Below are 24,408 nucleotides of genomic sequence, written 5' to 3'. Positions count from 1 at the left end.
AGGGGAAGAGCTTTTACGTATGAGGGCATATAGCGCACCGCCAGGCGTGCAGTCTGACGCAAAAGTGATGCCTGTCGCGTACAACCCCCACGGGGGGACGCGTGTCCAACTGGCGTGGCAGAGGTACTCGAATTCTCTCCGGCGTTCGGCGCCGCTCGTGCGGGCGGAGCCCCAGCGGCGACGCGCGGCACCGGCCTGCGTCCGCCCCGCCGACCCCGCGGGTCCGGTGCGTCCGGTGGCATGCCGGTGATCGCCCCCATGCCCGCGGCCCGGCCGGCCCGCGTACCGAATCAGCGCGAGGGCGCCGACGAGGTACTGGCGGCCGGCACGACCGTCGACCATCTCACCGAGACCTACCGCGCCCACTACAGGTCGCTCCTGGGCCTCGCGGCGCTCCTCCTCGACGACACCGCCTCCTGCGAGGACGTCGTCCAGGAGGCCTTCATCCGGGTGCACTCGGCGCGCAAGCGCGTGCGCGACCCCGAGAAGACGCTCGCCTATCTGCGGCAGACCGTCGTGAACCTCTCCCGTTCGGCGCTGCGTCGGCGCATCCTCGGCCTGAAGCTCCTCTCCAAGCCGATGCCCGACATGGCGAGCGCGGAGGAGGGCGCGTACGACCAACTGGAGCGCGACGCCCTGATCCGGGCGATGAAGGGGCTCCAGCGGCGTCAGCGCGAGGTCCTGGTCCTGCGGTACTTCGCGGACATGACCGAGGCGCAGGTCGCCGAGACGCTGGGCATATCGCTCGGCTCGGTGAAGGCCTACGGCTCGCGCGGGATAGCGGCCCTGCGGGTCGCCATGGGAGCGCCGGCATGAGCGAGTTCGGCGAACACCCCCGCCACGACGAGTACGGTCGCGGTGACAGCGACGACAACGAGCACGACCAGCACGCTGGGAACGGAACTGTGAATCACGGCCCCTCGGACAACTCGGGCCCGGAAGAGTCGGGTTTCTCGGATCTGGACGGCTTCCTGGCGGCGTTCCCGCCGGTCGCCTCCTCGGCCGACACGGCAGACACGGCCGGCGGCGCGGACGGGACCGACGGAGCCGGCTCGCACGGCTCTGACGACCCGCACGGCTCTGACGACCCGCACGGCTCTGACGACCCGCACGGCTCGGACCGGTTCTCGAAGGCGAAGGCCGCGGGCCCGGGTGAGCGCGGCACCGGTGGCGACAGCGACGTGTTCGGCACCGGCGGCTTCGCCGTCGGCGCCCTCCGCGCGCAGACGGCCGCCTCCGAACCGGCCCGGGCCGAGGAGCAGGCGCTGCGGAGCCTGATGCACCGCGTCGTCGACGAGATCGAGCCGACCGACGGCACGCTGGAGCACCTGCGCCGCGCGGTCCCGGCCCGACGCGCCCGCAAGCGCCAGGCCGTGGTCGGCATGGCGGCGGCAGCGCTCTTCGTCGGCACGGCGGTCCCGGCCCTCATCCACGTCTCGAACGCCACCGGCTCCGACGCCGATCCGTCGATCGTGGCCAACGGCCGCAACACGCAGGGCAGTTCCAGCGAGGGCAAGCACTCCGACACCCAGGGCGGCTCCGGCGACTCGTCCGGTGCGTCCAAGGGCACGGGCAAGGGCGACGGCAAGACCCGGCCCGGCACGGGCGGGGACACCGACGGAACGACCGGCGCGCAGCCCTCGGCCTCCGCCGCGGGCGCGGCCGCCTGCACCTCGGCCCAGCTCGGGGGAGCGGGAGCGGTCGGCACGCCCGACGCGGCCGGAGCGGTGTACGGCTCGTTCACGATCACCAACGTGTCCACGGCCGCCTGCACGGTCGCCGGCGCGGGCTCGGTGTCCACGATCGCCCAGGGCGCCGCGGACCAGGCCAGGCTCGGTACGGTCCTGCACGCCGCGGGCGACCCGGCCGCCGGACTGCCCGACCCGTCGACCTACGCCACCTCGCCGGTGCTCCAGCCGGGCATCGCGTACACGGTGAGGTTCGCCTGGGTGCCGTCGGACTCCTGCCCGACCACCGGTGGCGGCGGCGACCCGACACCCGACCCCACTCCGTCGGACACCACCAACGGCGGCAGCGGAACGTCCTCCGAGGGCACCAACGGCGTGAGTACGCAGATGATGCGCACCGAAGGCGTGGCCGACGGCAAGGTCGTGGTGTCCTACACGGCCGAGGGCGGCGCCGCCAACGCGTCGGTCACCGTGCCCGACGCGTGCGCCGGGACGGTCTACCAGACCGGGGTCCTGGTCGGCTCCTGACCTCGGCTCCTGACCTCGGCTCCTGACCTCGGGTTCTGACCGCGGGTCCGGGTCCTGAGCCGTCGACATCGGCTCGGGGCTCCGGGTCCTGAGCTGAGTCGATCGACCTCGGGCGGGGGTCCGGGCTCCTGCTCGGGCCGGGGTGCCGGGTCCCTGCTCGGGCCGGGGTGCCGGGTCCCTGCTCGGGCCGCGGGTCCGGGTCCCTGCTCGGGCCGGAGGTCCGGCCGCCTCAGGCGGTGGGGGAGGGCGACACCTTCGTACCGTCGGCATCGGCATCGGCGTCGGCGTAGCTCGCGGTGCCGGTGTCGCTTGAGGTGCCGGTGTTGCCGGCCTTGTCGTCCGGGGTGGCGGTGGCGGTGGTTGCCGCGGTGCCGTTCTCGGCGGGGCCGGTCGACGGGGCCTCGGTCAGCCCCAGTTCCGCGTCCCGTGCGAACTCCACCTCGCGCCGCACCAGCCGGAACCACATGAAGAGCACGAAGCCCGCGAAGACGAACCACTCGCCGGTGTACCCGAGGTTCTGGAAGGCCTTCAGGTCCAGGCCCGTGCCCGACGGGGCCTTCGCGGGTACCGCCGTCATCCCCGTGTCGGCCCTGTCGAGCGTGATCCAGGCGTCGTACACGTCGTACGGCACCAGGTTCACCAGCGACGCCGCGCTGATCGCCCCCGTCTGGCCCGAGGGGAGTCCGCCCTGCGCCCGTACCCCGTTCGAGCCGGGTGTCTCCGAGGCCTGGAGAGCGCCGGTCACGGTGACCTCGCCGGTCGGAGCGGCCGGCGCCTTCGCGGCGTCCGCCTCGCCCGGGAGCCAGCCGCGCACCACGGGCAGGGCCCTGCCGTCGTCGGTCCGCAGCATCGTCAGGACGTAGAACCCGGTGTCGTCGCCCAGCTCCCGGTCCGGCACGAGCAACTGCGTCCCGTACCGGCCCGTCGCCGTGGCCTGGTTCCCCGACGTCTTCTTGTCCACCGGCAGCAGCTCCGCCAGCGGCCGGGCTGGCGCGGTCTCCGCCGCCGTGGCCTGCTCGCCCGCCTCCTGGTGCTCCTGGACCCGGTCCTCGAACCGGCTCAACTGCCACGACCCCATGAAGACGCAGAAGGGGATGGCCAACAGCATGAAGACGTTGATCCCCCACCAGCGGGGCGTCAGCAGGAACCGGTACACAACGTCAAAGGTACGGGTCCCTCGCGGGGGCCGGGCCGAGGGGGGTGCCTGTCCCCGCCCCGGCCCCGGCCCGCCCTCCGCCCGGACCTGCTTCCCTCTCCGCCCGCTACCGGCCCAGGTGCCGCTCCGCGAACTCCAGCTCCAGCCGGACCTGCTTGATCCGCTCGTCCACGACGAGGGAACCGTGCCCCGCGTCGTAGCGGTACACCTCGTGGACGGCGTCCCGCCCGGCGAGCCTGGTCACGTAGTTCTCGACCTGCTGGATCGGGCAGCGCGGGTCGTTGACCCCGGCGGAGATGTAGACCGGGGCCTTCACGGCGTCGACGTACGTCAGCGGGGACGACGCCTCGAAGCGCTCGGGCACCTCCTCCGGTGTGCCGCCCAGCAGCGTGCGGTCCATCGCCTTGAGGGCCTCCATCTCGTCGTGGTACGCCGTGACGTAGTCCGCGACCGGGACCGCAGCGATGCCGAGCGCCCACGCCTCGGGCTGCATGCCGAGGCCGAGAAGCGTGAGGTAGCCGCCCCAGGAGCCGCCGGTGAGGATCAGCCGGTCCGGGTCGGCGAGACCCGAGGAGACCGCCCACTCCCGCACCGCCGCGATGTCCTCCAGCTCGATCAGGCCGACCCGGTGCTTGAGCGCGTCCGTCCACTCGCGCCCGTACCCGGTGGAGCCGCGGTAGTTCACCCTGACCACCGCGTACCCGTGGTCCACCCAGGCGGCCGGGCCCGCCGCGAACGAGTCGCTGTCGTGCCAGGTCGGGCCGCCGTGGATGTCGAACACCGTGGGGAGCGGGCCGTCCGCCCCCGCCGGCCGCTGCACCAGCGCGTGGATGCGGCCGCCCGGGCCGGTCACCCACACGTCCTCGACGGGAACCGACTCCGGTGCCCGCATGCCCGGCGGGTCGAGGACGATTCCGCCGGAGGTGGAGCGGACCACCGGCGGCTCGGCCGCCGACGACCAGAGGTACTCCACGCTGCCGTCCGGGCGGGCGGTCGCCCCCGACACCGTGCCCTTCGGGGTGTCCACGCGCTCCAGGCGGCGGGTGGACAGGTCGAACCGCCACAGCTCGCTGCGGGCCTCGTAGCTGTTCACCACGAGGAGCGCGGAACCGTCCGGGTACCACTCGGCGCTGAGGTCCCCCTCCAACTGCCCGGCGAGGGCGAGGTCCGTCTCCTCGCCGGAGGCCACGTCCCACACCATCGGCTCCCAGTGGCCGCGACGCTGGTGCCCGACGAGCAGCCGGGTGTCACCGTCGACCGGGGCGAAGCCGAGCACCTCCAGGCCCAGTTCGGCAGTGCCGCCCTCGGTGTCGTCCAGCTCCGCGACCTTCGAGCCGTCGATCCGCAGCACCCGCACCGCGGAGTGCATCGCGTCGCCGTGCTCGGTGTGCTCGATGGCGATGAGCGAGCCGTCGTGCGAGAGGTCGCCGACGCCGGCCGACTCGCGGTGGCGGTAGATCTCCACAGGGTCCTCGCCGGTCCGGCTGACGTGGATCGTCGAGCCGTCCTCGTCGGTCGACCGGCCGACGATCGCGGTGCGCCCGTCCCTGCCGAGCGCGAGGCCCGCGGGATAGGAGGCGTCGAGCCCCGGGGCCGCCGGCTCGTCCGGAGCCGCGGTGGCTCTCCCGGCCCCGGCGAACGGCTGGCGCCGCCAGATCCCGAACTCGTCGCCGTCCTTGTCGTCGAACCACCAGATCCAGGCCCCGTCGGGCGACACCACGCCGTCCGTGGTCCCGTTGGGCCGGTCCGTGACCTGCCGCTGGTGGCCCGTCTCGCGGTCCCAGGCGTACAACTCGTACGTCCCCGTCGCGTTCGACACGAACAGCGATCGGTGCGGTGCGTCCTCGGCCCAGTCGGGCAGGGACACCCGCGGCGCCCGGAAGCGCTTCTCCCAGCCCGGCATGGTCGTGTCGTCCGTGCCGGACCCGCCACCAGGCGTGGTCCCCTCCTGCGGGATGGCCCCGTTGCTCTCAGTCATGGCCCCATACTGCCCGCATCCGCGGACGATCCGCCGACGGGGGCCCCAGCCTGTGGAAAACTCGCCGGGCCCGAAGCGCCGAAATATGCGTCGTTGCAGGTCAGAGCGGATTGTCAGTGGCCGGGTGCACGATCGGGGCATGAACTCGTCGACCGATCCGCATCTGACGGTGGAGCGCCGCCGGGTCCCGTCCGGGGCCCGGGACCGGCAGTCCCGCGCCGAACCCTTCGTGGGGCCCGTTGCCGAACCCGGCGCCGAGGGCGTTGTCCCGTCCCGGACGCGGGAGCGGGAGAAGCGTGTGCGGGTCCGGGAGAGACGTGTGCGGGTCGACCGGGAGTGCCGGCCCGAGCCGTACGAACCTCCCTCGGCACGGGGACAGTCGGCGGCCCGCGGCTGACCACCCGGGGCCGACCGGTCGGGCCGCCGGCCGCCCGGTCGGGGCGGCCGCTACCCGCCCGGGCGGGGTTCCGCGTGGTCCCGGGTGTGCCGCCCCAGCAGTTCCGCGAGCCCGCGCCGGGTGGCGGCGATCACCACCCGGTCCTCCGCGCCGAGGACGTAGGTGGGCGGCAGGTCCCAGACCAGGCCCGACGCACGGTCGGGGCCCGGCGCTCCGCGGTCCGGTCCCGCGGGACGGCCCTGCGGGACCCCAGCGGGACCCGGCCCCACCGCCCGGCCCGGCGTGCCCACCGCACCGTCGGGCCCCGCGCCCGGGCCCGGACCCGGGGGCGTCCCCGGCGTGCCTCCCGGAACCGGCGCGGTCGAAGGGTCGGGTGCGGGGCGGCCGCGGCGCCGCACCTCCGGAGCCGCGGTGTCCAGTGCCAGGACCCGCCAGGACCCGGCTCGGAACGCCTCGGCGACCGTGCGGCCCTCCAGGTGCGGGTGTCCGGCCACGTCCAGGGCCGCGAAGAGCAGTACCCGGCGTTCGACCGGGATCGCGCCCAGGATCTGGCGGCCCATCATCGCTCCGGCGAAGGCGGGGGCCGCGAGATGGGAGACGCTGCGGCTGCGGGTCAGCGCCTGCGGGTGGGTGGCACGCAGGGTGCGGTAGACGGCTGTGGCGAAGTCGTCGTCGTACAGCCGCAGGACGACACGCAGGTCGGGCCGCACCGACCTGGCGTACAGGGCCGCTTCGAGATTGGTGGTGTCCGCGCTGGTGAGGGCGAGCAGGGCGTGCGCCCGGTGCACCTTGGCGGCTTCCAGGACGCCTTCCTGGGTCACGTCGCCGAGCACGACCGGGACGCGCAGCCGGCGCGCCAGGGCAAGTCCCCGCGCCTCGGGGTCCGCCTCCACGCACACCACGGGGATCTGGAGCTCCCGCAGGCGCGCGAGGACCCGCGTGCCGATCTTTCCGAGTCCGAGCAGCACGACGTGGCCGGACAGACCCCGGGGCGGTCTGCGCAGCGCGGACCCGCTGCGGAACGTGCCGAGCGCCTCCAGGACGGCGGCCAGCAGTACGGGGAGCAGCAGCAACCCGACGAGACCCGAGAGGAGTTGGAGGATCTGGCGGCCGAGCGGTTCGTCGAGGGCCGGGTCGTTGATGGCGAAGAGGTCGAGGAGCGTGAGGTAGGTGGCGTGCAGCGGGTGGGCGCCCGTGGTCGCCATGGAGGCGACGGCGAGCGCGACGACACAGGCTACTAGGCCCGCGAACGACCACCGCAGCCGCCGGGAGAACAGCCGGCCGAAGGGCAGCACGCTGCGCCCCGCGGGCAGCGGCGGGCCGGCGTAGGACACGGCTTCCAGGACGACGGTGCCGCGTCCGGTCGCGGCGGCCACGGATCGCTCGTCGGGCAGCAGCCGGGGGCCGTTCTCGCCGCTGCTCTCCGAACCGTCCGCGCCCGCGGGGTCGTTGGTGGTGGCCGAGAGCAGCGCGAGCGTGCACAGGCCCGGGTCGGCGACCTCTCCGGGACCCGGCGGCTGCCGTTCGACGGCCCGCAGCATCAGCCCGTCGGTCTGTACGACCTTGCTGGTCCCGGCGACGGCGGTCGCCGCCAGCGCGGGCGCGGCGGTGTCCGCGTCGGAGAGCACGGTGGTGGAGGCGTCCAGCACACCGGGTTCGAGCGGGCCGCCGGAGTCCCCGGCGCCCGCCAGTGCCAGCGCGGCGGCCTGGTCGAGCAGCGCCTCGATGTGCTGGCCGAGGCGGCGGTTGTAGAGCCGGACGACCAGCCGGAGGCGGGGGTTGAGCCTGCGGGCCATGAGCGCGGCACGGATGTTGGTCTCGTCGTCGTCATGGACGAGCGCCAGAGCGGCGGCCTGTTCGACACCGGCCTCGGCGAGCACGGCCTCCGTGAGAGCGGCCGCCTCCAGCACCCGTGCGGCGGGGGGTTCGTCGGCGGACGTACGACTCGACGGCGCCGCCGCCCGGTTGGACGGGGCGGTGACCCGTCCGGAGGGGCCGCCGGATGTCCTGACACCCGTGCCCTCACCGCTGCCGCCGCCGGCAGGGGGGCTGCTCCCGCCGTTGCCCGCGGCGCGTGTCACCGCCGCCGACACACGGTCGAGCAGGGCCGAGGCGCGGGCCCGGCCGACGACCGGCGGCCGTACCGTGCGCTCGGCGGACGGCACGACCAGCGTCACCCGCTCCCCGTACACACCGCGCAGTTCGGCCGCCAGGCGGTGCGCGAGGGCGTCGTCCCCGCACACCACCATGTGCGCGGCACGGTCGTCAGGCCCGCTCTGATTCGGAAGGCTCCCCACGACAGCACAGACTGCCCCACGGGTGGCACCGGTTGCACGGGGTCCGATCGAACCGACCGGCGCGATCCGTCGCCGGTACGGGTGAGAAGCTGGGCCCGAACCGGCGTACTGAAGGGGGCGGGAGGAAACCCGCGGTTCCTCGTCCCTCTTCTCAGCCCCTCTTCTCAGCCCCTCTTCTCAGCCCTTCATCTCACCCACCCCACGTCACCTCACACGTCACCTCACCTGAGCCCTTCCCGCCCCTCCCCACCCCTTCTCCTGCCGTCCCCGCCCCCTCCCGCCCTCTTCACCGGAACGCCCGGAGCCACCGGAGGTACCCGCCCGTGACCACGACCGACGCCGCTCCTCCCAGGGCCGAAGGCCGTGGGCCGGACGACCAGCGGGGCTGGCACTTCAACTCGCCCCTCGTCCTGACCCTGTTGCTCCTCGGCGCGGTGGTGGTGCAGGACCCGATCCGCCGCGTGCTGGCCGAGCCGGTCATGCAGAGCTGGATGACCGTGTTCGTCGCGGTCATGGTGCAGGCACTTCCCTTTCTCGTCCTGGGTGTGCTGCTGTCGGCGGTCATCGCGGTGTTCGTGCCGCCGTCGTTCTTCGCCCGCGCGCTGCCCGCCAGGCCCGCCCTCGCGGTGCCGGTCGCCGGCATGGCGGGGGCCGTGCTGCCGGGCTGCGAGTGCGCGTCCGTACCGGTTGCGGGGGCGCTGGTGCGCCGGGGGGTCACACCGGCGGCCGCACTGGCCTTCCTGCTGTCGGCGCCGGCGATCAACCCGATCGTGCTGACCGCCACCGCCGTCGCGTTCCCCGGGGAGCCGCGGATGGTACTGGCCCGATTCGTGGCGAGCCTGGTCGTGGCCTGCGTGATGGGCTGGCTGTGGCAGCGGGTGGGCCGCGCCGACTGGCTGCGTCCGCCGTCGCGCCCGGGAGCCGAAGGGCTCGGCAGGGGCGCGGCGTTCTGGGGGTCGGTACGGCACGACGTGATGCACGCGGGCGGTTTCCTGGTCGTCGGCGCGATGGCCGCGGCCACGCTCAAGGCCGTGGTCCCGGCGGCCTGGCTGGGCATGGCCGCCGACAACCCGGTCGTCGCCGTCCTCGCGCTCGCGGTCCTCGCCGTGCTGCTCTCCATCTGCTCGGAGGCGGACGCGTTCGTGGCGGCGTCGCTGACCCAGTTCTCGCTCACGGCCAGACTCACGTTCCTGGTCGTCGGCCCGATGATCGACCTGAAACTCTTCGCGATGCAGACCGCCACGTTCGGCCGCGAGTTCGCCGTACGCTTCGCCCCCGCCACGTTCGCGCTCGCCGTCCTCGTGTCGGTCCTGGTCGGGGCGGTGCTCCTGTGAACCGTCAGGCCCAGGCGGCCGTCCTCTTCCTCACCGGCGGATCGATCCTGCACGCCGGTCTCACCGACCTCTACCTGCGGTACGTCAAGGCGGGGTTGAGGCCGCTGCTGCTGGCGGCGGGTGTCGTCCTGATCGCCACGGCGGTCGCGACCGTCTGGTACGAGCGGCGGAGCGCGCGTTCCCTGACGCCCGCCGCCGATTCCGCTCCCGCCGCCGATTCCGCTCCCGCGACCGATTCCGCTCCCGCCGCCGATCCCGCCCCCGCGACCGATTCCGCTCCCGCGACCGATCGCGCGACCGCCCCCGCGGCCTCCTCCGAGACCGATGGCGCGCATGATTCCGTGCACGATTACGCGCACGATTCCGCGCACGCCCATCACGAGCCGCGTATCGCCTGGCTGCTCGTCCTGCCGCTGCTCGCACTCATCCTGGTGGCCCCGCCCGCTCTCGGCTCGTACAGCGCGATGCGGACCGGCACGGCTCTGCAGGAACAGCCTTGGGGCTTCTCCGCGCTGCCCGCCGGTGACCCGGTCCGGCTGAGCCTGGTCGACTACGCGGGCCGCGCCGCCTACGACAAGGGCCACTCCCTCGACGGGCGCCGGATCAGGATCGCCGGGTTCGTGGCCCTGGACCGCGACGGCAGCCCGTACCTGGTCCGCATGGCCCTCAACTGCTGTGCCGCCGACGCCCAGCCGGTGAAGATAGGCCTGACCGGCCGGACGCCCCCGGTCCTGCAGCCGGACGCCTGGCTGGAGGTCACCGGAACCTACACCGCCAAGCGGACGAGGGACCCGGTGAACAACGGCGTCATCCCGTTCTTCGAGGTCACCGAGGCCAGGCCCGTCGAGGCGCCGCGCGACCCGTACGACGAGAGCTGGAACGGCTGACGACTGAAGGCTGACGACCGGTGACCGGTGACCGGTGACTGACGGCGGCCCGGCGCCCCGGCGGTCCGGTCGGGCAAGCTGTCGATCCTCTGTCGATACCGGGCAACGGCGTTACGTACGCGGCGAGTTGGGCCAGGATGGACGCCCGATCCCTCCCCGACCGCGCACGGAGGCCCGGAACCATGAGAAGGACCGACCCCCGCTCCTCGTCCGCCCAGCCCTCCCGGCGCGCGCTCCTCGGCGGCGCCGCCCTCGCCGCCCTGGCGGCGACCGGCACCGGCACGGCGTCCGCCGCCACCGCCGGAGCCGCACGGTCCGCGCCGTGGCCGACCGGGTTCCCGCTGCCCGACGGCTTCCTCCCCGAGGGCATCGCCATCGGCAGGAGGCCGTACGCCTACATGGGCTCCCGTGCCAACGGCGCCCTGTACCGCACCGATCTGCGCACCGGCAGGGGATCGGTGCTCTTCCCCGGCGGTACGGGCCTGGTGGCCGTGGGCCTGAAGCTGGACGACGACGGCCTGCTGTACGTCGCCGGGAACACCGGGGTGGCCCGCGTCCACGACTCCCGCACCGGTGAGGTCGTCACCACGCACCGGCTGAGCCCGGCCGCCGGCCACTTCATCAACGACGTGACCCTGCTCGGCGGCCGGGCCTGGTTCACGGACTCACGGGCCGCCGCCCTGTACGGGGTGCCCCGCGGCCGCGGCGGGGGGATCCGCACCCTGCCGCTCACCGGCGACTGGGTGCAGCTCCCCGACGTGAACAACGCGAACGGCATCGTGGGCGCGCCGGGCGGCGACGCCCTGATCGTCGTCAAGAGCACCCCGGGCGAACTTCACAACGTGGACCTCAGGACGGGCCGCACCACCAGGATCACGCTGGTCGGCGCGGAGAACGTCGTGAACGGCGACGGCCTGTACCGCATCGGCCGCACCCTGTACGTGGTGCAGAACCGTCTGAACCTGGTCACCGTGTTCCGCCTGGACGCGAGGGCCACGACCGCCACCCTGACAGGCACGATCACGGACCCCCGGTTCGACGTCCCGACCACGGCGGCCCGGTTCGGCGACCGCCTCTACCTGGTCAACGCCCGCTTCACGAGCCCTCAGACGCCGGAGACGACGTTCACGGGCGTCGCGGTGCCGATCTGACCGGTCCGCGCCTCCCGGATACGTACCTTCTGTCTCTCTTCTCACGCATGTTCGAGAAGAGAGGCGTTTGGCTTGTTACATCCGATTACCGGCCGGATGCCCGGGTGCAGGGGTGTGGTTCGCGGTGCGTGAGGGGCCGGGAAACCGCTTCCGGGGCGATGGGTGGCGGATGGTTGTACCGGCTCGCCAATCGCGGGCGGTGGCGGGTTCCGGTCGATGGTGCGTGCACTCGTCCGTCACGGAAATATCCGCATACAGTAACGCCAAAGTGGACATCTTCCATGGGCCTCGTGAGTTGACCAAGCTGTGGGTCCTCGGCACCAGCCGGGAATCGCGCACCGCTCACCGCCTGCCCGGTCAGGGCCGGTTCAGGCGAAGAGCCCCGTACAAGGGGGACGTCATGTCTTCTCGTTCCATCCGCCGTTCCGTCGCCGTCGTCCTCGCGGCGGGTGCCGCCCTCGGTTCCGCGGCACTGCCGGCCAACGCCGCCCCCGACGGTCCGGGCCGTGACAGGGACCGCTCGCGTGTCGTCATCAGCGCCGTTCAGTACGACTCCCCGGGGCGTGACGACCGCTCCAACCGTTCCCTGAACGGGGAATGGGTCCAGATCACCAACCGGGGCCGCCACGACGTGAACCTGAGCGGCTGGAAGCTGTCGGACCGCGACGGCCGCACCTACACCTTCCGCCACTTCAGCCTCGACGGCCGCTCCTCGGTCCGCGTGCACACCGGGATCGGCCGCGACACCCACCGCGATGTCTTCCAGGACCGCCGCAACTACGTGTGGGACGACTCCGACACCGCGACCCTCACCGACCGGCGCGGCCGGTTCGTCGACAACGAGTCCTGGGGCCACCGCCACGTCCGCCCGGGCCACGACCGTCCCGGTCACGACCGTCCGGGTCACGACCGTCCGGGTCAGCACCGCCCCGGTCACGACCGGCCGGGTCACGACCGGCCGGGTCACGACCGTCCGGGTCAGCACCGTCCTGGTCACGACCGTCCTGGTCACGACCGTCCGGGTCACGACCGTCCCGGTCACGACCGCCCGGGCCAGCAGCGTCCGGGTCAGGACCGCCCGGGCAACGACCGCCCGGGCAACGACCGCCCGGGTCAGGACCGTCCCGGCAACGACCGCCCGGGCAACGACCGTCCCGGCAACGACCGTCCCGGTCAGGACCGTCCCGGTCAGGACCGCAACAACCGCCCCTGATCCGAGCGCGGCCCCGCCGCGCCACCACCACGACAACCCCTTCGTCCCGCGGCCGAGTTGAGAGGCGGCCCGTCCGAACCGCGTGCGGTGTGCCGGCCCTGGAGCCGGCACACCGCACAGGTCGTTCGCCGGGGCGCGAGAGCCGGCCGCCGCGCCTCAGTCGCGGGACAGCACCGCCGTGAGGGCTTCCTGCAGCGCCGCCCCGGGGTCGGCGGCCGCCCCCTCGGACCGCCAGGCGACGAACCCGTCGGGACGTACCAGCACGGCGCCGTCCGCGGTGACCCCGTGGACCTCCGCCCAGTCCGCGTCGTCCGCGGGGGTGAGGTCCGCGCCGGAGCCGCCGCCGATCCGGTAGGAGTCCAGGGGCACCAGCAGCCGCCTCGCGACCCCGGCCGACGCGGCGTGCCACCCGCCCGCGCCGTCCTCGGAGCTGAGCAGCACCAGGGACCTCTCGTACAGGTCGAGGGTGGAGATCCGGGTGCCGGCACGGTGCAGCCACATGTGGGGTGCCCTGCTCCCGGGCTCGCCCGTCAGCCGCACGCCGTCCGGGACGACGGGCACCGCCGGGTCGGCGCCCAGGACCGCGCCGCGCGGATACCGGTAGGCCAGCGCGACGTTGAGGATCCCGCCCTTCCTGCCGCCCGGCCCGCCCGGCCCGCCGGGACGCCCGGCTCCGTCGGGACGCCCGGCTCCGTCGGGTCCGCCGGGACGGCCCGGGCCGCCGGCTCCGCCCGTGCTTCCGGGAGCCCCGGCGCCTGCAGGGCCTCCGGCGCCCGCGGGACGCCCCGGCCCGCCGAGGCCGACGGCACCCACGGCTTCGGGGGAGGGGGTGTACCCGGGGTGGCTGTGCTCGACGGAGCGCGACGACGCGCGGGCACTGGTCGCCTCCGCGACGGGCCGGCGCTCGGCGTCGTAGGACTCCAGCAGGCCGGGGCCCGCCCAGCCGCCCAGTACGGCGGCCAGCTTCCAGGCGAGGTTGTGCGCGTCCTGGATACCGGTGTTGGAGCCGAACGCCCCGGTGGGGGACATCTCGTGGGCCGAGTCGCCGGCCAGGAAGACCCTGCCCCGCGCGTACCGTTCGGCGACCCGCTCGGCCGCGTGCCAGGCGGCCCTGCCGGTGATCTCCACATCGAGATCCGGTACCCCGACGGCCCGCCGGATGTGGTCCCGGCACCGCTCGTCGGTGAACTCCTCCAGTGTCTCCCCGTGTTCGGGGTGCCAGGGGGCGTGGAACACCCAGTGCTCCCGGTTGTCGACCGGCAGCAGTGCCCCGTCGGCGTCCGGGTCGGTCAGGTAGCAGACGATGAAGCGCCGGTCGCCGACGACTTCCGCCAGGCCGCGGGAGGTGAAGGTGATGCTCACGTTGTGGAACAGGTCCCCGGGGCCGCTCTGCCCGATGGCGAGGTGCTCGCGGACCGGGCTGCGCGGACCGTCGGCCGCGACGAGGTAGTCCGCCCGGATGGTGGTGTGCTCACCCGTCTCCCGGCTCTTGACCCGCGCGGTCACCCCGTCCGGGTCCTGCTCGAACGACATCATCTCCGTGGAGAACCGCAGATCCCCGCCCAGGGCGCGCGCGCTCTCCAGCAGCACCGGTTCGAGGTCGTTCTGGCTGCACAGGCACCATCCGCCGGGGCTGAAGCGGGCGAGCCCGCCTCCGGGGTCGATCTCCTTGAACAGCCACTCGCCGGCGTCGCCCACCAGGGTCGGCGTCTGCAGGATGCCGTGGTTGTCCGCCAGGACCGACGCGGCCTCCTCGATGCGACGGTGGATCCCGGCCACCCGGAACAGCTCCATCGTGCGCACGTTGTTACCGCGCCCGCGCGGATGGATCGAGGTCCCCGAGTGGCGTTCCACCAGTGTGTGCGGCACGCCGAGGCGGCCGAGGAACAGGGACGTGGACAGGCCCACCAGCGAGCCGCCGACGATGAGGACGGGCGTGCGGTGACCGGTCTCGCCGGCCGCTTCGATTCGGTTCATTGACTGCCTCCAGCGTCTCCTGCGTCGTGAGCCAGGGATGGCCTGCACATTCCACGCCCTCCACCACCCGGTACGCGAACTTTGGGCGCCCGGACGACGGACGTTCACCCGCCCGCCGCGTGGGGCTCGCGCGTGTCGGGGTGCCCGCCAACAATCGGCTCATCGGCGCCCCCGGCCTTTCGGGCACGGCGGTGTCCCGATTTCCGCGACGAATGTGCCGCGACGGATGTGGCGCGACCGAGCAGGTCCGCGAAGAAGAAGGCCCGCGACGAAGAAGGTCCGCGAAGAAGAAAGGTGTGCCGGATGACCATCTCAGGACGCATATCGCAGTCGGCGTTCGACGGTTCGAGGCTGCGGGTGATCCTGCTGCTCGACCTGTACGAAGGAGCGCAGCAGCAGTTCCTCGACGCGTACGAGCTCATGCGCAACCAGGTCGCGTCCGTGCCCGGTCACATCAGTGACCAGCTCTGCCAGTCGATCGAGAACCCCTCGCAGTGGCTCATCACCAGCGAGTGGGAGAGCGCCCCGCCCTTCCTCGCCTGGGTGAACAGCGAGGAGCACGTCGAGACCGTCAGGCCGATGCACAGCTGCGTCCGCGACACCCGTTCGATGCGCTACAGCATCCTGCGGGAGACGAGCCCCTCCCAGCCGCTCACTCCGGAGTCGGCGGCGACGGGACTGCAGGTGGCGGCCCGCGTGGGCGACGGCGTGGCACGCCACGCCCTCACCTTCACCGTCAAGCCGGGCTCCGAGTCGAAGGTCGCGGAGATCCTGGCCGGGTACACGTCGCCGCAGGCCCAGGTCGACGACAACACGCGGCTGCGCCGCACCTCGCTCTTCATGCACGGCAACCGCGTGGTGCGGGCCGTGGAGGTCGAGGGCGACCTGCTCGCGGCCCTGCGCCACGTCGCCCGCCAGCCCGAGGTGCGAGCGGTCGAGGAGGCCATCAACCCGCACCTGGAGCAGGACCGGGACCTGTCCGACCCCGACTCGGCGCGCGTCTTCTTCACCCGGGCCGCGCTCCCGGCCGTGCACCATGTGGTCGCCGACCGGCCGGAACCCGCCGACCTGCGGCGCCACGCGCTGTACTACCCGGCCAAGACCGGCCACGGGATGGAGCTGGCCCGGCTGCTCGCCCACCAGGACGAGGCCGCGGCGGGCGACCCGGACGGCCCCGTGTACCGCAGCACCGTCTTCCAGCGGGACGACATCGTGGTGCGCCTCATCGACATCGACCGCGAGCTCGACAGCGACTCCCTCGCCTCCCTCGGCCTCAAGGGCGACCGGAAGGCCGCGGAGCTGCAGCGCCTGCTCGACGGCGCCGCGATCGGCGTCGAGGGCGCCCTGGACACGGAGCGCAACGTCAACCGGCTCCTGTCGCACGCGGACATGATGCCCGTCACCGACCGCTCGGCGGACTCCTGAGGACAGCCCCGGGGTGTCCGCGGCCGTTCCCCTCTCCCCCCTTCGGACCTCACCGTCCCACCCGGAGGTAGCACCGTGAACAAGCAGCATCCGCACATCGTGGACCTGAGCGAGACGGAACCCAACCGCAGGCGCGGAGGCGACCTGCGGGCCATGCTCACGCCCGCCACCGTGGGTTCCACCAGCGGCTTCATGGGCCTGGCCATCGTCCGGCCGGGCGAGCGCATCGGCGAGCACTACCACCCGTACTCGGAGGAGTTCGTCTACGTCGTCAACGGCGCCCTGGAGGTCGACCTGGACGGCGAGACGCACGGGCTCCGCACCGATCAGGGCCTCCTGATCCCGATCAACGTGCGGCACCGCTTCCGCAACGTCGGCGACGTGGAGGCCCGCATGGTCTTCCACCTGGGCCCGCTCGCGCCCCGGCCGAGCCTCGGCCACGTCGACACGGAGGCGACCGACGGCACCGTGCACGGCGCCGACTTCGGAGTCGGCGGCCCCGACCTGGCTCCCCCGGACCACGGGAAGCCGGCCGAGCGAAGCGGGGTCATACGGTGACCCGGCGGGTGGCCGTCACGGGCGTCGGCGTGGTCGCACCGGGCGGCATCGGGGCGACGGCGTTCTGGGACCTCCTCTCCGGAGGCCGTACCGCGACCCGCGGCATCACGCTGTTCGATCCGGCGGGACTGCGTTCGCGCATCGCCGCCGAGTGCGACTTCGACCCGCTCGCGCACGGCCTCGACCCGGAGCTCGGCGAACACGCGGACCGGTACATCCAGTTCGCCGTGGTGGCCGCCGACGAGGCGGTACGCGACTCCGGCCTCGACACCGAGTGGGCGGACCCCTGGCGCACCGCTGTCTCCCTGGGCAGCGCCGTCGGCGGCACCACCCGCCTGGAACGCGACTACGTCCTGGTCAGCGAGGGCGGGCAGCGGTGGGACGTGGACCACCGCGCGGCCGGCCCGAAACTGCACATGGCGTTCTCGCCGAGCACGCTCGCCTCGGTCGTCGCGGAGCGCCACGGCGTCCACGGACCCGTGCAGACCGTCTCCACCGGCTGCACCTCCGGACTCGACGCGGTCGGCTACGCCTTCCACACCATCGAGGAGGGCCGCGCCGACGTCTGCATCGCCGGGGCGTCGGACTCGCCGATCTCACCGATCACCATGGCCTGCTTCGACGCCATCAGGGCGACCTCGGACAGCAACGACGACCCCGAGCACGCCTCCAAGCCCTTCGACGCCCACCGCAACGGCTTCGTCATGGGCGAGGGCGCGGCGGTGCTGATCCTGGAGGAGTACGAGCACGCCCGGGCCCGCGGCGCGCACATCTACTGCGAGATCAGCGGCTACGCCACCTACGGCAACGCGTACCACATGACCGGTCTGACCGGCGAGGGGCTGGAGATGGCCCGGGCGATCGACACCACGCTCGACCAGGCCCGTCTCGACCCGACCGAGATCGACTACGTCAACGCGCACGGCTCGGGCACCAGGCAGAACGACCGGCACGAGACCGCCGCGGTGAAGCGCTCCCTGGGCGCCCACGCCCACGACACGCCCATGAGCTCCATCAAGTCCATGGTGGGGCACTCCCTCGGCGCGATCGGCGCGATCGAGCTGGTCGCCTGCGTCCTCGCCCTGAAGCACCAGGTGGTGCCGCCGACGGCGAACTACGAGACCCCCGACCCCGACTGCGACCTCGACTACGTGCCGCGCACCGCACGCCCGCGGAAGCTGAAGAACGTGCTCTCCGTCGGCAGCGGCTTCGGCGGCTTCCAGTCCGCGGTACTGCTGACCGGGCCGGGCGGGAGGACACGATGAGCACTCAGCACCCGCGGCGCGTGGCCGTCACCGGAATCGGTGTGATCGCGCCCAACGGCCTGAACACGGACGCGTACTGGAAGTCCGTCAGCGAAGGCCTCAACGTCCTGGACCGGATCACCCGCGAGGGATGCGGGCACCTGCCGCTCCGCGTGGCGGGCGAGGTGAGGGCGTTCGACGCCTCGACGGTCGTCGAGGAGAACTTCCTCGTCCAGACCGACCGGTTCAGCCACTTCGCCATGACGGCGGCGGCGCACGCCCTCGACGACGCAGGGATCGGCAGCGGCGACCCCGCTGAGCCGTTCTCCGTCGGCGTGGTCACCGCCGCCGGGTCGGGCGGCGGCGAGTTCGGACAGCGGGAACTCCAGAAGCTGTGGGGCAAGGGGTCGAAGTTCGTCGGCCCGTACCAGTCCATCGCCTGGTTCTACGCCGCCAGCACCGGCCAGATCTCCATCCGTAGCGGCTTCAAGGGGCCGTGCGGAGTGGTCGCCAGCGACGAGGCGGGCGGCCTGGACGCCGTCGCGCACGCCGCCGGAGCGGTACGGCGCGGCACCGGCGTGGTCGTCGTCGGCGCCGCGGAGGCACCCCTCGCCCCGTACTCGATGGTCTGCCAGCTCGGATACCCCGGGCTCAGCACCGTCGACGACCCCGACCGCGCCTACCGCCCGTTCACCACGGGGGCCTGCGGCTTCGTGCCCGCGGAGGGCGGCGCCATGCTCGTCGTCGAGGACGAGGACCGCGCCCGCGACCGCGGAGCGACCGTCCGGGCCACGGTCGCCGGCCACGCCTCCACCTTCACCGGCGTCTCCGGCTGGGAACGGTCCAGGGAAGGGCTCGCCCGCGCGATCCGCGGCGCCCTCGACGAGGCGGGCTGCGCGCCCGAGGAGGTCGACGTCGTGTTCGCCGACGCCCTGGGCGTGCCGGAGGCGGACCGCGCCGAGGCGCTGGCCATCGCCGACGCCCTGGGCGCGCACGGCACCCGGGTACCCGTCACGGCGCCCAAGACCGGTACGGGCCGCGCCTACTGCGGAGCGCCCGTGCTGGACATCGCGGCCGCGGTACTCGCGATGGAGCACGGCCAGGTACCCCCCACTCCCAACGTGTTCGACATCTGCCACGACCTCGATCTGGTGATGTCCCGCGCTCGCCCCGCCGAGCTGCGCACGGCCCTGGTCCTCAGCCGGGGACTCATGGGCTCCAACGCGGCGCTGGTACTGCGCCGCGGCGGCGACTCCGCCCGACAGGACCGGGCGGGAAGGAGAACACCCGCATGATCACCACCGAAGTGACGTTCCACGAGCTGGCCACCCTCATGAAGCAGTCGGCCGGTGTCACGGTCGACCCCCGGGAGCTCGAACAGGCGCCGGAGACGCCCTTCGCCTCGTTCGGCCTCGACTCGCTCGGCCTCCTCGGCATCGTCGGCGAGCTGGAGAACCGGTACAGCCGGCCGCTCCCTCCCGACGCAGAGCGCTGCAAGTCGCCCCGCGAGTTCCTCGACCTCGTCAACAGCACCCTCAAGGCTGGAGCCTGAAGTGGCAGGACACACCGAGAACAGCATCACCGTCGACGCCCCCCTCGACCTCGTCTGGGACATCACCAACGACATCGAGAACTGGCCGGAGCTCTTCAGCGAGTACGCGTCCGTCGAAGTGCTCCGCCGCGAGGGCGACACGACGACGTTCCGCCTGACCATGCACCCGGACGAGAACGGGAAGGTCTGGAGCTGGGTGTCGGAGCGGACGCCCGACCGCGTCGCGCGGACCGTCCGGGCCCGCCGCGTCGAGACCGGCCCCTTCGCGCACATGGACATCTTCTGGGAGTACGTGGAACTGCCCGGCGGCACCCGGATGCGCTGGGTGCAGGACTTCGCGATGAAGCCCGACGCCCCGGTCGACGACGCCTGGATGACGGACAACATCAACCGCAACTCCCGCACGCAGCTCGCCCTCATCCGGGACCGGATCGAGCAGGTCGCCCGCGACCGCCGCAAGGCGCCCGTCACGCCCGGCTGACCGCCGGCCCAGGAAGGAGACCCGATGCACCACGCCCTGATCGTGGCCCGCATGGCGCCCGGTTCGGCACCGGCGATCGCCGACGTGTTCGCCGCCTCCGACGGCGGTGAGCTCCCGCACCTGATCGGCGTCAGGCGGCGCAGCCTCTTCCAGTTCGGCGAGGTGTACATGCACCTCATCGAATCCGACCAGGACCCCGCGCCCGCCATCGCGAAGCTGGCCGGGCACCCCGAGTTCCGCGGTGTCAGCGAGCAGCTGTCGGCGTACGTCAGCGCGTACGACCCCGAGACGTGGCGCAGCCCCAAGGACGCCATGGCGCACTGCTTCTACCGCTGGGAGCGGGACGCCAGGTCCTGAGGGGCCACCCGGAGAACCACGAGGCCGCCGGCTCCGCGACATACGCGGAACCGGCGGCCTCGGTGTCGTCCGGTCAGCCGGGGATGGTGCACTCGAAGGCGTGGAGGTACGCGTTGACAGGGTTGATCGCCTCGATGACCAGCCCCGCGTCCGTCAGCCGGTCCACCATGCTCTGCCTGGTGTGCTTGGCGCCCCCCACGTTGAGGAGCAGCAGCAGGTCCATGGCCGTCGTGAACTTCATCGACGGGGTGTCGTCCACGAGGTTCTCGATGACGACGACACGGGCACCGGGCCGCGCCGCGCGCCGGACGTTCGCCAGCGCCCTGCGGGTGCTGTCGTCGTCCCACTCCAGGATGTTCTTGATGATGTACACGTCCGCCTGGACGGGAATGTCCTCGCGGCAGTCGCCGGCCACGATGTCCACCCGCGGCGCGAGCGCGCCGCCGTCGCACAGCCGCAGGTCGGCGTTCTTCACCACGCCCGGCAGGTCGAGCAGTGTGCCGTGCAGCCCGGGGTGCTTCTCCAGCAGGCTCGCCACGACGCGCCCCTGACCGCCGCCGATGTCGGCGACCGAGGACACCCCGGTCAGGTCCAGGAGGTTCGCGACGTCCCGCGCCGACTGCTCGCTGGACGTCGTCATGGCGCGGTTGAACACGTACGCGGACTCGGGGGCCTCTTCGTTGAGATAGGTGAAGAACTCCCTGTCGTACACGTCCTCGAAGACGTTCGTGCCGGAGCGCACGGCCTCGTCGAGCTTGGGCCAGACGTTCCACGTCCACGGCTCGGTGCACCACAGCGCGATGTACCGCAGGCTGTTCGGATCGTCCTCGCGCAGGAGCCGGGACATCTCGGTGTGCGCGAAGTTGCCGTCGGGGCGTTCGGTGAAGACACCCTGGCAGGACAGCGCGCGCAGCAGCCGGCGCAGTGTCTGCGGCTGGGTCTTCACCGCCGCCGACAGGTCCTCCACGGACATGGGCGTCTCGTCGAGGGCGTCCGCCACACCGAGGCGGGCGGCGGCTCGTACGGCGGCGGCGCAGGCCGCCCCGAAAACGATCTCCCTCAGCCGCATGGGTGCCGGGGGAGCGGGATCGACGGTTGTCATCTAGTGCCTCGCCTGGGTGGTCGTGCCGGACGCACCGGCTGTGGGCACGGCCGGCGGGCACAGCCCGGCCGGTTCGGAGACCGCGCACCGGTTGCTGCGGAACGTGTTGCCCGTCCCGACGTCCCGGTTGGCCAGGTCCGTGCTGTTGCGCAGCACGACGTTGTCGCGGATCTCGTTGTTCTCGTTGACGGCCCCCACGAAGCTCTTGAACAGCACGATGCCGCCCGACAGCGGGGACTTGCCGACGTTGTCCACGACCCTGTTGCCCGTCACCGTCGTCCTCTCGACGCCGGTGAGGACGATGCCCGAGCCCTGGAGGAAGGGCAGCCGGGGTGTCGCGGGGCAGAGCTTGTTGTTGGCGCGGACGTTGTTGCGGCGCACCGCGATCGCTCCGGCGCGCGGCTTGCCCTCGTCGCCGACCACGAACATCGCGGCGCAGTTCCCGATCGCCTCGTTGTGGTCGACGGTCACGTTCCGCAGCCGCCTCACGGTGACGCCGATCCGGTTGCCGAGCACGCGGTTGTGCCGGAGCACCGTGCCCCTGGCGTCCTGGGCCCCCTCCTCCCGGTCCACGGTGTTGGCCACGAACAGCCCGGCGTCGCCGTTGTTCACGGCGGTGTTGTGGCTGAACAGGCCGCGTACGGAACGCTCCTGGGCGAGGCCCCACGTGCCGTTCTTCTCGGCGGTGACGCCGATGACCCTCAGGCGGTCGGTCCTCGTCGCCCACAGGCCGCTCTTGGTGAAGCCCCTGAGTGTCAGCGAGCGCAGGGTGACGCGCTGCAGGGGACGGTCGGCCGTGCCGGTGACGCAGATGCCGTTGCCGGTCTTGGCACAGGTGCCGGCGGAGGCCTCGCCGGGCACGATGACGGTGGATCGGGCGCCGGCGCCCTGGAGGGTCAGGCCCGGCACGGTGATGTTGACGCTCTCCTTGTAGGTACCGGGGGCGATGATGATCGTGTCCCCCGGTTTCGCGGCGTCCACGGCCGCCTGGATCGTCTTGCCGGGACGTACTACGTGAACCGTCCGGTCGTTCGCCGGAGGTGCGGCACCCAGCCCCGACACCATGACTGCCGCGGTGCAGGCCAGGTATGCCATCTGTCGTTTGGTCATATGCCGAAGCTAGGAGCGGGTGATGCGGCCCGCCACCGCTGATCACCCAGGTGGGCCGAGTCTGTCGGCCGTCGGCGTGGACACGCGCCTGGCGGGGTGTCACGGCCCGGGCACCGGCGGCGGATCCGAGCCGGACGGGCACCGGGTCGCGGCCCCGTCGCGGGGACCCCGGCCGGGGCCGGGGCCGTCCCCTCCCCGGACGGTCACCCGCGCGATCCCGTCGTGCGGGCGGACAGCCGCCGCCCCCACCGGATGTCAGGGGCGGTCGCCCTTGTGGTCGACGACGCCCGTGGCCAGGAGCGCGTTCTGGGACATGAGGTCGCCCGCGTTCCACGGCCGGTCGGGCGTGTCCTCGGCGCCCGGGTACGAACGCTTGTAGTCCTTGACGACGATCTGCCGGTCGCCGAGGTACTGGTACGTGTTCGGGTCGATCAGGATCTCGCGGCGGACCACCTGCCCCTTCTCGTGGTGCCCGACCGCGAGGGCGTCCCGGCCCGCGAGGTCCCGCACGTGGTCGGTGACCTCGACGCCGGGGACCGCGGCCAGTGCGCGGTACAGCTTGGCGAGCGCCTGCGGCGGCATGGGCTGGGACTTGAACATCACATGCAGCGCACCCATGTCCTGCTCCCCCTCGGACTCGAGGCCGCCCTTCCCGGACGGGTAGTAGGCGCGGACCTCCTTCAGCACGGCGGCCGGGTCGTCCGGCAGCTCGTCGAGGAAACGGAGCCGTTCGCGCAGGGAGCGGTCGTCGCCCTCCCTGCCGTTCTCGAAGCGCGGGTCCGCGTACCGCACCCAGCGCTCCCGGGGCTCCGGCTCCGGCTCGGGCGGGGCGGCACTCTTGGGCCAGATCCCGGGATCGGCCGAGATCCTCTTCTCGTAGACCCACTGGCCCGCGTGCGGCGCGGGCGGCGGATCGGCCCGCTCCACCGCGGACGCGGCCCGTTCCAGCACCTCCCGCGCCGAACCCGGCGCGGCCGGCACCGTGCGCCGCGCACCGTCGCGGCCGCCCCCTCCGAGGCCGGCGGCCAGCACGGCCACCGCGGTGAGCGCGGCGGCGGCCCCGACCGCGGCGAACCGCCAGTCGGCCCGAAGCCGGCGCCCCCGGCCACGCGCCGCGGCGCCGCTCAGCCGGTCCCGCCCCTCGGCGAGCCGTGCCCGGTCGGGCGTCGGCGCCCCGGCCCGGAACTCGCGTACGTCCCTCATCTCGTCCACGTTCACAGCCGGACCACCTCCGTCACTCCGCCCACGAGCGCCGGGTCGGCACCCAGCGCGGCCCGTACCTTGCGGCGGGCCCGGTTGAGCCGGGACCGCACGGTCCCGACGGGTATGCCGAGCGCCTCGGCGACCTCCTGGTAGGTGAGGTCGGCCCAGGCCACGAGCAGCAGAACATGCCGGTCGGCGGCGGACAGCGCGGCGAGCGCGTCCGCGAGCGGGGCACGGTCGGCGACCAGGTCCGCGGTGTCCTCGACCCAGCCGGCCGCGACGGGGTCCCGGCCGGTCCTGGCCAGCGCCCGCAGACCGCGTACCTCCTTCCGGCGCTGTCTGCCGATGAGGTGCGCGGCGATGCCGTACAGCCAGGGCCGGGCACTGGCCCGCGAGACGTCGTAGCGGGCACGCACCCGGAACGCGGTCAGGAACGTGTCGGCCGTGACGTCGTCCGCCGCGTGGCCGCCGAGGCGCCGGGCGGCGTACCGGTGGATGTCGGGTGCGTACCGGTCGTACAGCCGGGCGAACAGCTCCGGATGCTCCAGTGACCGCGCGACGACACGGCCGTCGTGCTCGTCGCCGGGGTCGGGCGCCGGTGGTCCGGTCACGGGTCCTCCGTCAGCGGGTCGGGTCGAGCGTGTCACCCGTTGTTCCCCGCTGCCCCGCGAAGAGTTCACGGCCGCACGGGATTTCCCGAGCAGCGGCCGAGACCCGGAGGGGGCCCACCCCTCCCGGCGAGGCCCCAGGAGGGCTCGGCGAGGTCCCGC

General features: G+C 73.1%; 21 protein-coding genes. 13 read left to right on the top strand and 8 right to left on the bottom strand.

Annotated features, from left to right (window positions below):
* Positions 1 to 114: 114 nt before the first annotated feature.
* Together IE265_RS17805 and IE265_RS17800 are read left to right on the top strand one after the other, a co-directional pair.
* On the top strand, positions 115 to 816 hold the full coding sequence (locus IE265_RS17805; RefSeq protein WP_373302973.1) for a SigE family RNA polymerase sigma factor: 702 nt from the start codon (positions 115 to 117) through the stop codon (positions 814 to 816).
* Positions 813 to 2,216, top strand: a complete 1,404-nt coding sequence (locus IE265_RS17800; protein ID WP_229916251.1) for a hypothetical protein — start codon at positions 813 to 815, stop codon at positions 2,214 to 2,216. The genes IE265_RS17805 and IE265_RS17800 overlap by 4 nt, the downstream gene beginning before the upstream one ends.
* 229 nt (positions 2,217 to 2,445) lie before the next feature.
* Here IE265_RS17800 and IE265_RS17795 read toward each other — a convergent pair whose 3' ends face one another.
* From IE265_RS17795 to IE265_RS17785, 3 genes are all read right to left on the bottom strand, one after another.
* The gene (locus tag IE265_RS17795) at positions 2,446 to 3,372 is read right to left on the bottom strand and encodes an SURF1 family protein (RefSeq protein WP_190036564.1); all 927 of its coding nucleotides are present in this window, start codon (positions 3,370 to 3,372) and stop codon (positions 2,446 to 2,448) included.
* 106 nt (positions 3,373 to 3,478) lie between these two features.
* Entirely contained in the window at positions 3,479 to 5,350 is a 1,872-nt protein-coding gene (locus IE265_RS17790; RefSeq protein WP_190036563.1) for a S9 family peptidase, read from the bottom strand.
* A gap of 447 nt (positions 5,351 to 5,797) precedes the next feature.
* On the bottom strand, positions 5,798 to 7,996 hold the full coding sequence (locus IE265_RS17785) for an NAD-binding protein (protein ID WP_190036626.1): 2,199 nt from the start codon (positions 7,994 to 7,996) through the stop codon (positions 5,798 to 5,800).
* A gap of 371 nt (positions 7,997 to 8,367) precedes the next feature.
* Here IE265_RS17785 and IE265_RS17780 point away from each other — a divergent pair, with 371 nt between their 5' ends.
* From IE265_RS17780 to IE265_RS39315, 4 genes are all read left to right on the top strand, one after another.
* A complete protein-coding gene (locus IE265_RS17780) occupies positions 8,368 to 9,378 on the top strand; it encodes a permease (RefSeq protein ID WP_190036562.1) in 1,011 nt (336 codons plus the stop codon).
* On the top strand, positions 9,375 to 10,265 hold the full coding sequence (locus IE265_RS17775) for a TIGR03943 family putative permease subunit (protein ID WP_190036561.1): 891 nt from the start codon (positions 9,375 to 9,377) through the stop codon (positions 10,263 to 10,265). Before IE265_RS17780 ends, IE265_RS17775 begins: the two co-directional genes overlap by 4 nt.
* Positions 10,266 to 10,447: 182 nt before the next feature.
* The gene (locus IE265_RS17770; RefSeq protein WP_190036560.1) at positions 10,448 to 11,416 is read left to right on the top strand and encodes an SMP-30/gluconolactonase/LRE family protein; all 969 of its coding nucleotides are present in this window, start codon (positions 10,448 to 10,450) and stop codon (positions 11,414 to 11,416) included.
* A 400-nt stretch (positions 11,417 to 11,816) separates the two neighbouring features.
* On the top strand, positions 11,817 to 12,629 hold the full coding sequence (locus IE265_RS39315; protein WP_190036559.1) for a lamin tail domain-containing protein: 813 nt from the start codon (positions 11,817 to 11,819) through the stop codon (positions 12,627 to 12,629).
* Positions 12,630 to 12,785: 156 nt separating this feature from the next.
* On the opposite strand, the gene IE265_RS17760 is transcribed toward IE265_RS39315, so the two are convergent.
* On the bottom strand, positions 12,786 to 14,606 hold the full coding sequence (locus IE265_RS17760; RefSeq protein ID WP_190036558.1) for an FAD-dependent oxidoreductase: 1,821 nt from the start codon (positions 14,604 to 14,606) through the stop codon (positions 12,786 to 12,788).
* A 303-nt stretch (positions 14,607 to 14,909) separates the two neighbouring features.
* On the opposite strand from IE265_RS17760, the gene IE265_RS17755 reads away from it, so the two are divergent.
* The 7 genes from IE265_RS17755 to IE265_RS17725 all read left to right on the top strand — a co-directional run bounded on the left by IE265_RS17755 (position 14,910) and on the right by IE265_RS17725 (position 20,223).
* Positions 14,910 to 16,031 (top strand): SchA/CurD-like domain-containing protein, encoded by a 1,122-nt coding sequence (locus IE265_RS17755; RefSeq protein WP_190036557.1) that lies wholly within the window; start codon positions 14,910 to 14,912, stop codon positions 16,029 to 16,031.
* Positions 16,032 to 16,106: 75 nt separating this feature from the next.
* On the top strand, positions 16,107 to 16,589 hold the full coding sequence (locus IE265_RS17750) for a cupin domain-containing protein (protein WP_190036556.1): 483 nt from the start codon (positions 16,107 to 16,109) through the stop codon (positions 16,587 to 16,589).
* Complete coding sequence (locus tag IE265_RS17745) at positions 16,586 to 17,854, top strand: beta-ketoacyl-[acyl-carrier-protein] synthase family protein (RefSeq protein WP_190036555.1); 1,269 nt, start codon at positions 16,586 to 16,588, stop codon at positions 17,852 to 17,854. The genes IE265_RS17750 and IE265_RS17745 overlap by 4 nt, the downstream gene beginning before the upstream one ends.
* The gene (locus IE265_RS17740; RefSeq protein WP_190036554.1) at positions 17,851 to 19,128 is read left to right on the top strand and encodes a ketosynthase chain-length factor; all 1,278 of its coding nucleotides are present in this window, start codon (positions 17,851 to 17,853) and stop codon (positions 19,126 to 19,128) included. The genes IE265_RS17745 and IE265_RS17740 overlap by 4 nt, the downstream gene beginning before the upstream one ends.
* Positions 19,125 to 19,385, top strand: coding sequence for an acyl carrier protein (locus tag IE265_RS17735; RefSeq protein ID WP_190036553.1), 261 nt, complete (start codon positions 19,125 to 19,127; stop codon positions 19,383 to 19,385). Before IE265_RS17740 ends, IE265_RS17735 begins: the two co-directional genes overlap by 4 nt.
* A gap of 1 nt (position 19,386) precedes the next feature.
* Complete coding sequence (locus tag IE265_RS17730; RefSeq protein ID WP_190036552.1) at positions 19,387 to 19,866, top strand: SRPBCC family protein; 480 nt, start codon at positions 19,387 to 19,389, stop codon at positions 19,864 to 19,866.
* Between the two features lie 24 nt (positions 19,867 to 19,890).
* Entirely contained in the window at positions 19,891 to 20,223 is a 333-nt protein-coding gene (locus IE265_RS17725) for a TcmI family type II polyketide cyclase (RefSeq protein ID WP_190036551.1), read from the top strand.
* Positions 20,224 to 20,296: 73 nt separating this feature from the next.
* On the opposite strand, the gene IE265_RS17720 is transcribed toward IE265_RS17725, so the two are convergent.
* The 4 genes from IE265_RS17720 to IE265_RS17705 all read right to left on the bottom strand — a co-directional run bounded on the left by IE265_RS17720 (position 20,297) and on the right by IE265_RS17705 (position 24,249).
* Entirely contained in the window at positions 20,297 to 21,325 is a 1,029-nt protein-coding gene (locus IE265_RS17720; RefSeq protein WP_190036550.1) for a methyltransferase, read from the bottom strand.
* Entirely contained in the window at positions 21,326 to 22,435 is a 1,110-nt protein-coding gene (locus tag IE265_RS17715; protein WP_190036549.1) for a right-handed parallel beta-helix repeat-containing protein, read from the bottom strand. It lies immediately after the preceding gene.
* 255 nt (positions 22,436 to 22,690) lie between these two features.
* The gene (locus IE265_RS17710; RefSeq protein WP_190036548.1) at positions 22,691 to 23,653 is read right to left on the bottom strand and encodes a CU044_5270 family protein; all 963 of its coding nucleotides are present in this window, start codon (positions 23,651 to 23,653) and stop codon (positions 22,691 to 22,693) included.
* Entirely contained in the window at positions 23,650 to 24,249 is a 600-nt protein-coding gene (locus IE265_RS17705) for an RNA polymerase sigma factor (protein WP_190036547.1), read from the bottom strand. Before IE265_RS17705 ends, IE265_RS17710 begins: the two co-directional genes overlap by 4 nt.
* Positions 24,250 to 24,408 lie beyond the last annotated feature (159 nt).

Source organism: Streptomyces fructofermentans (assembly GCF_014651055.1).
Classification (GTDB): domain Bacteria; phylum Actinomycetota; class Actinomycetes; order Streptomycetales; family Streptomycetaceae; genus Streptomyces; species Streptomyces fructofermentans.
Note: the sequence above shows the minus strand (reverse complement) of the source record. Positions and strands in the feature narration are given on the sequence as shown.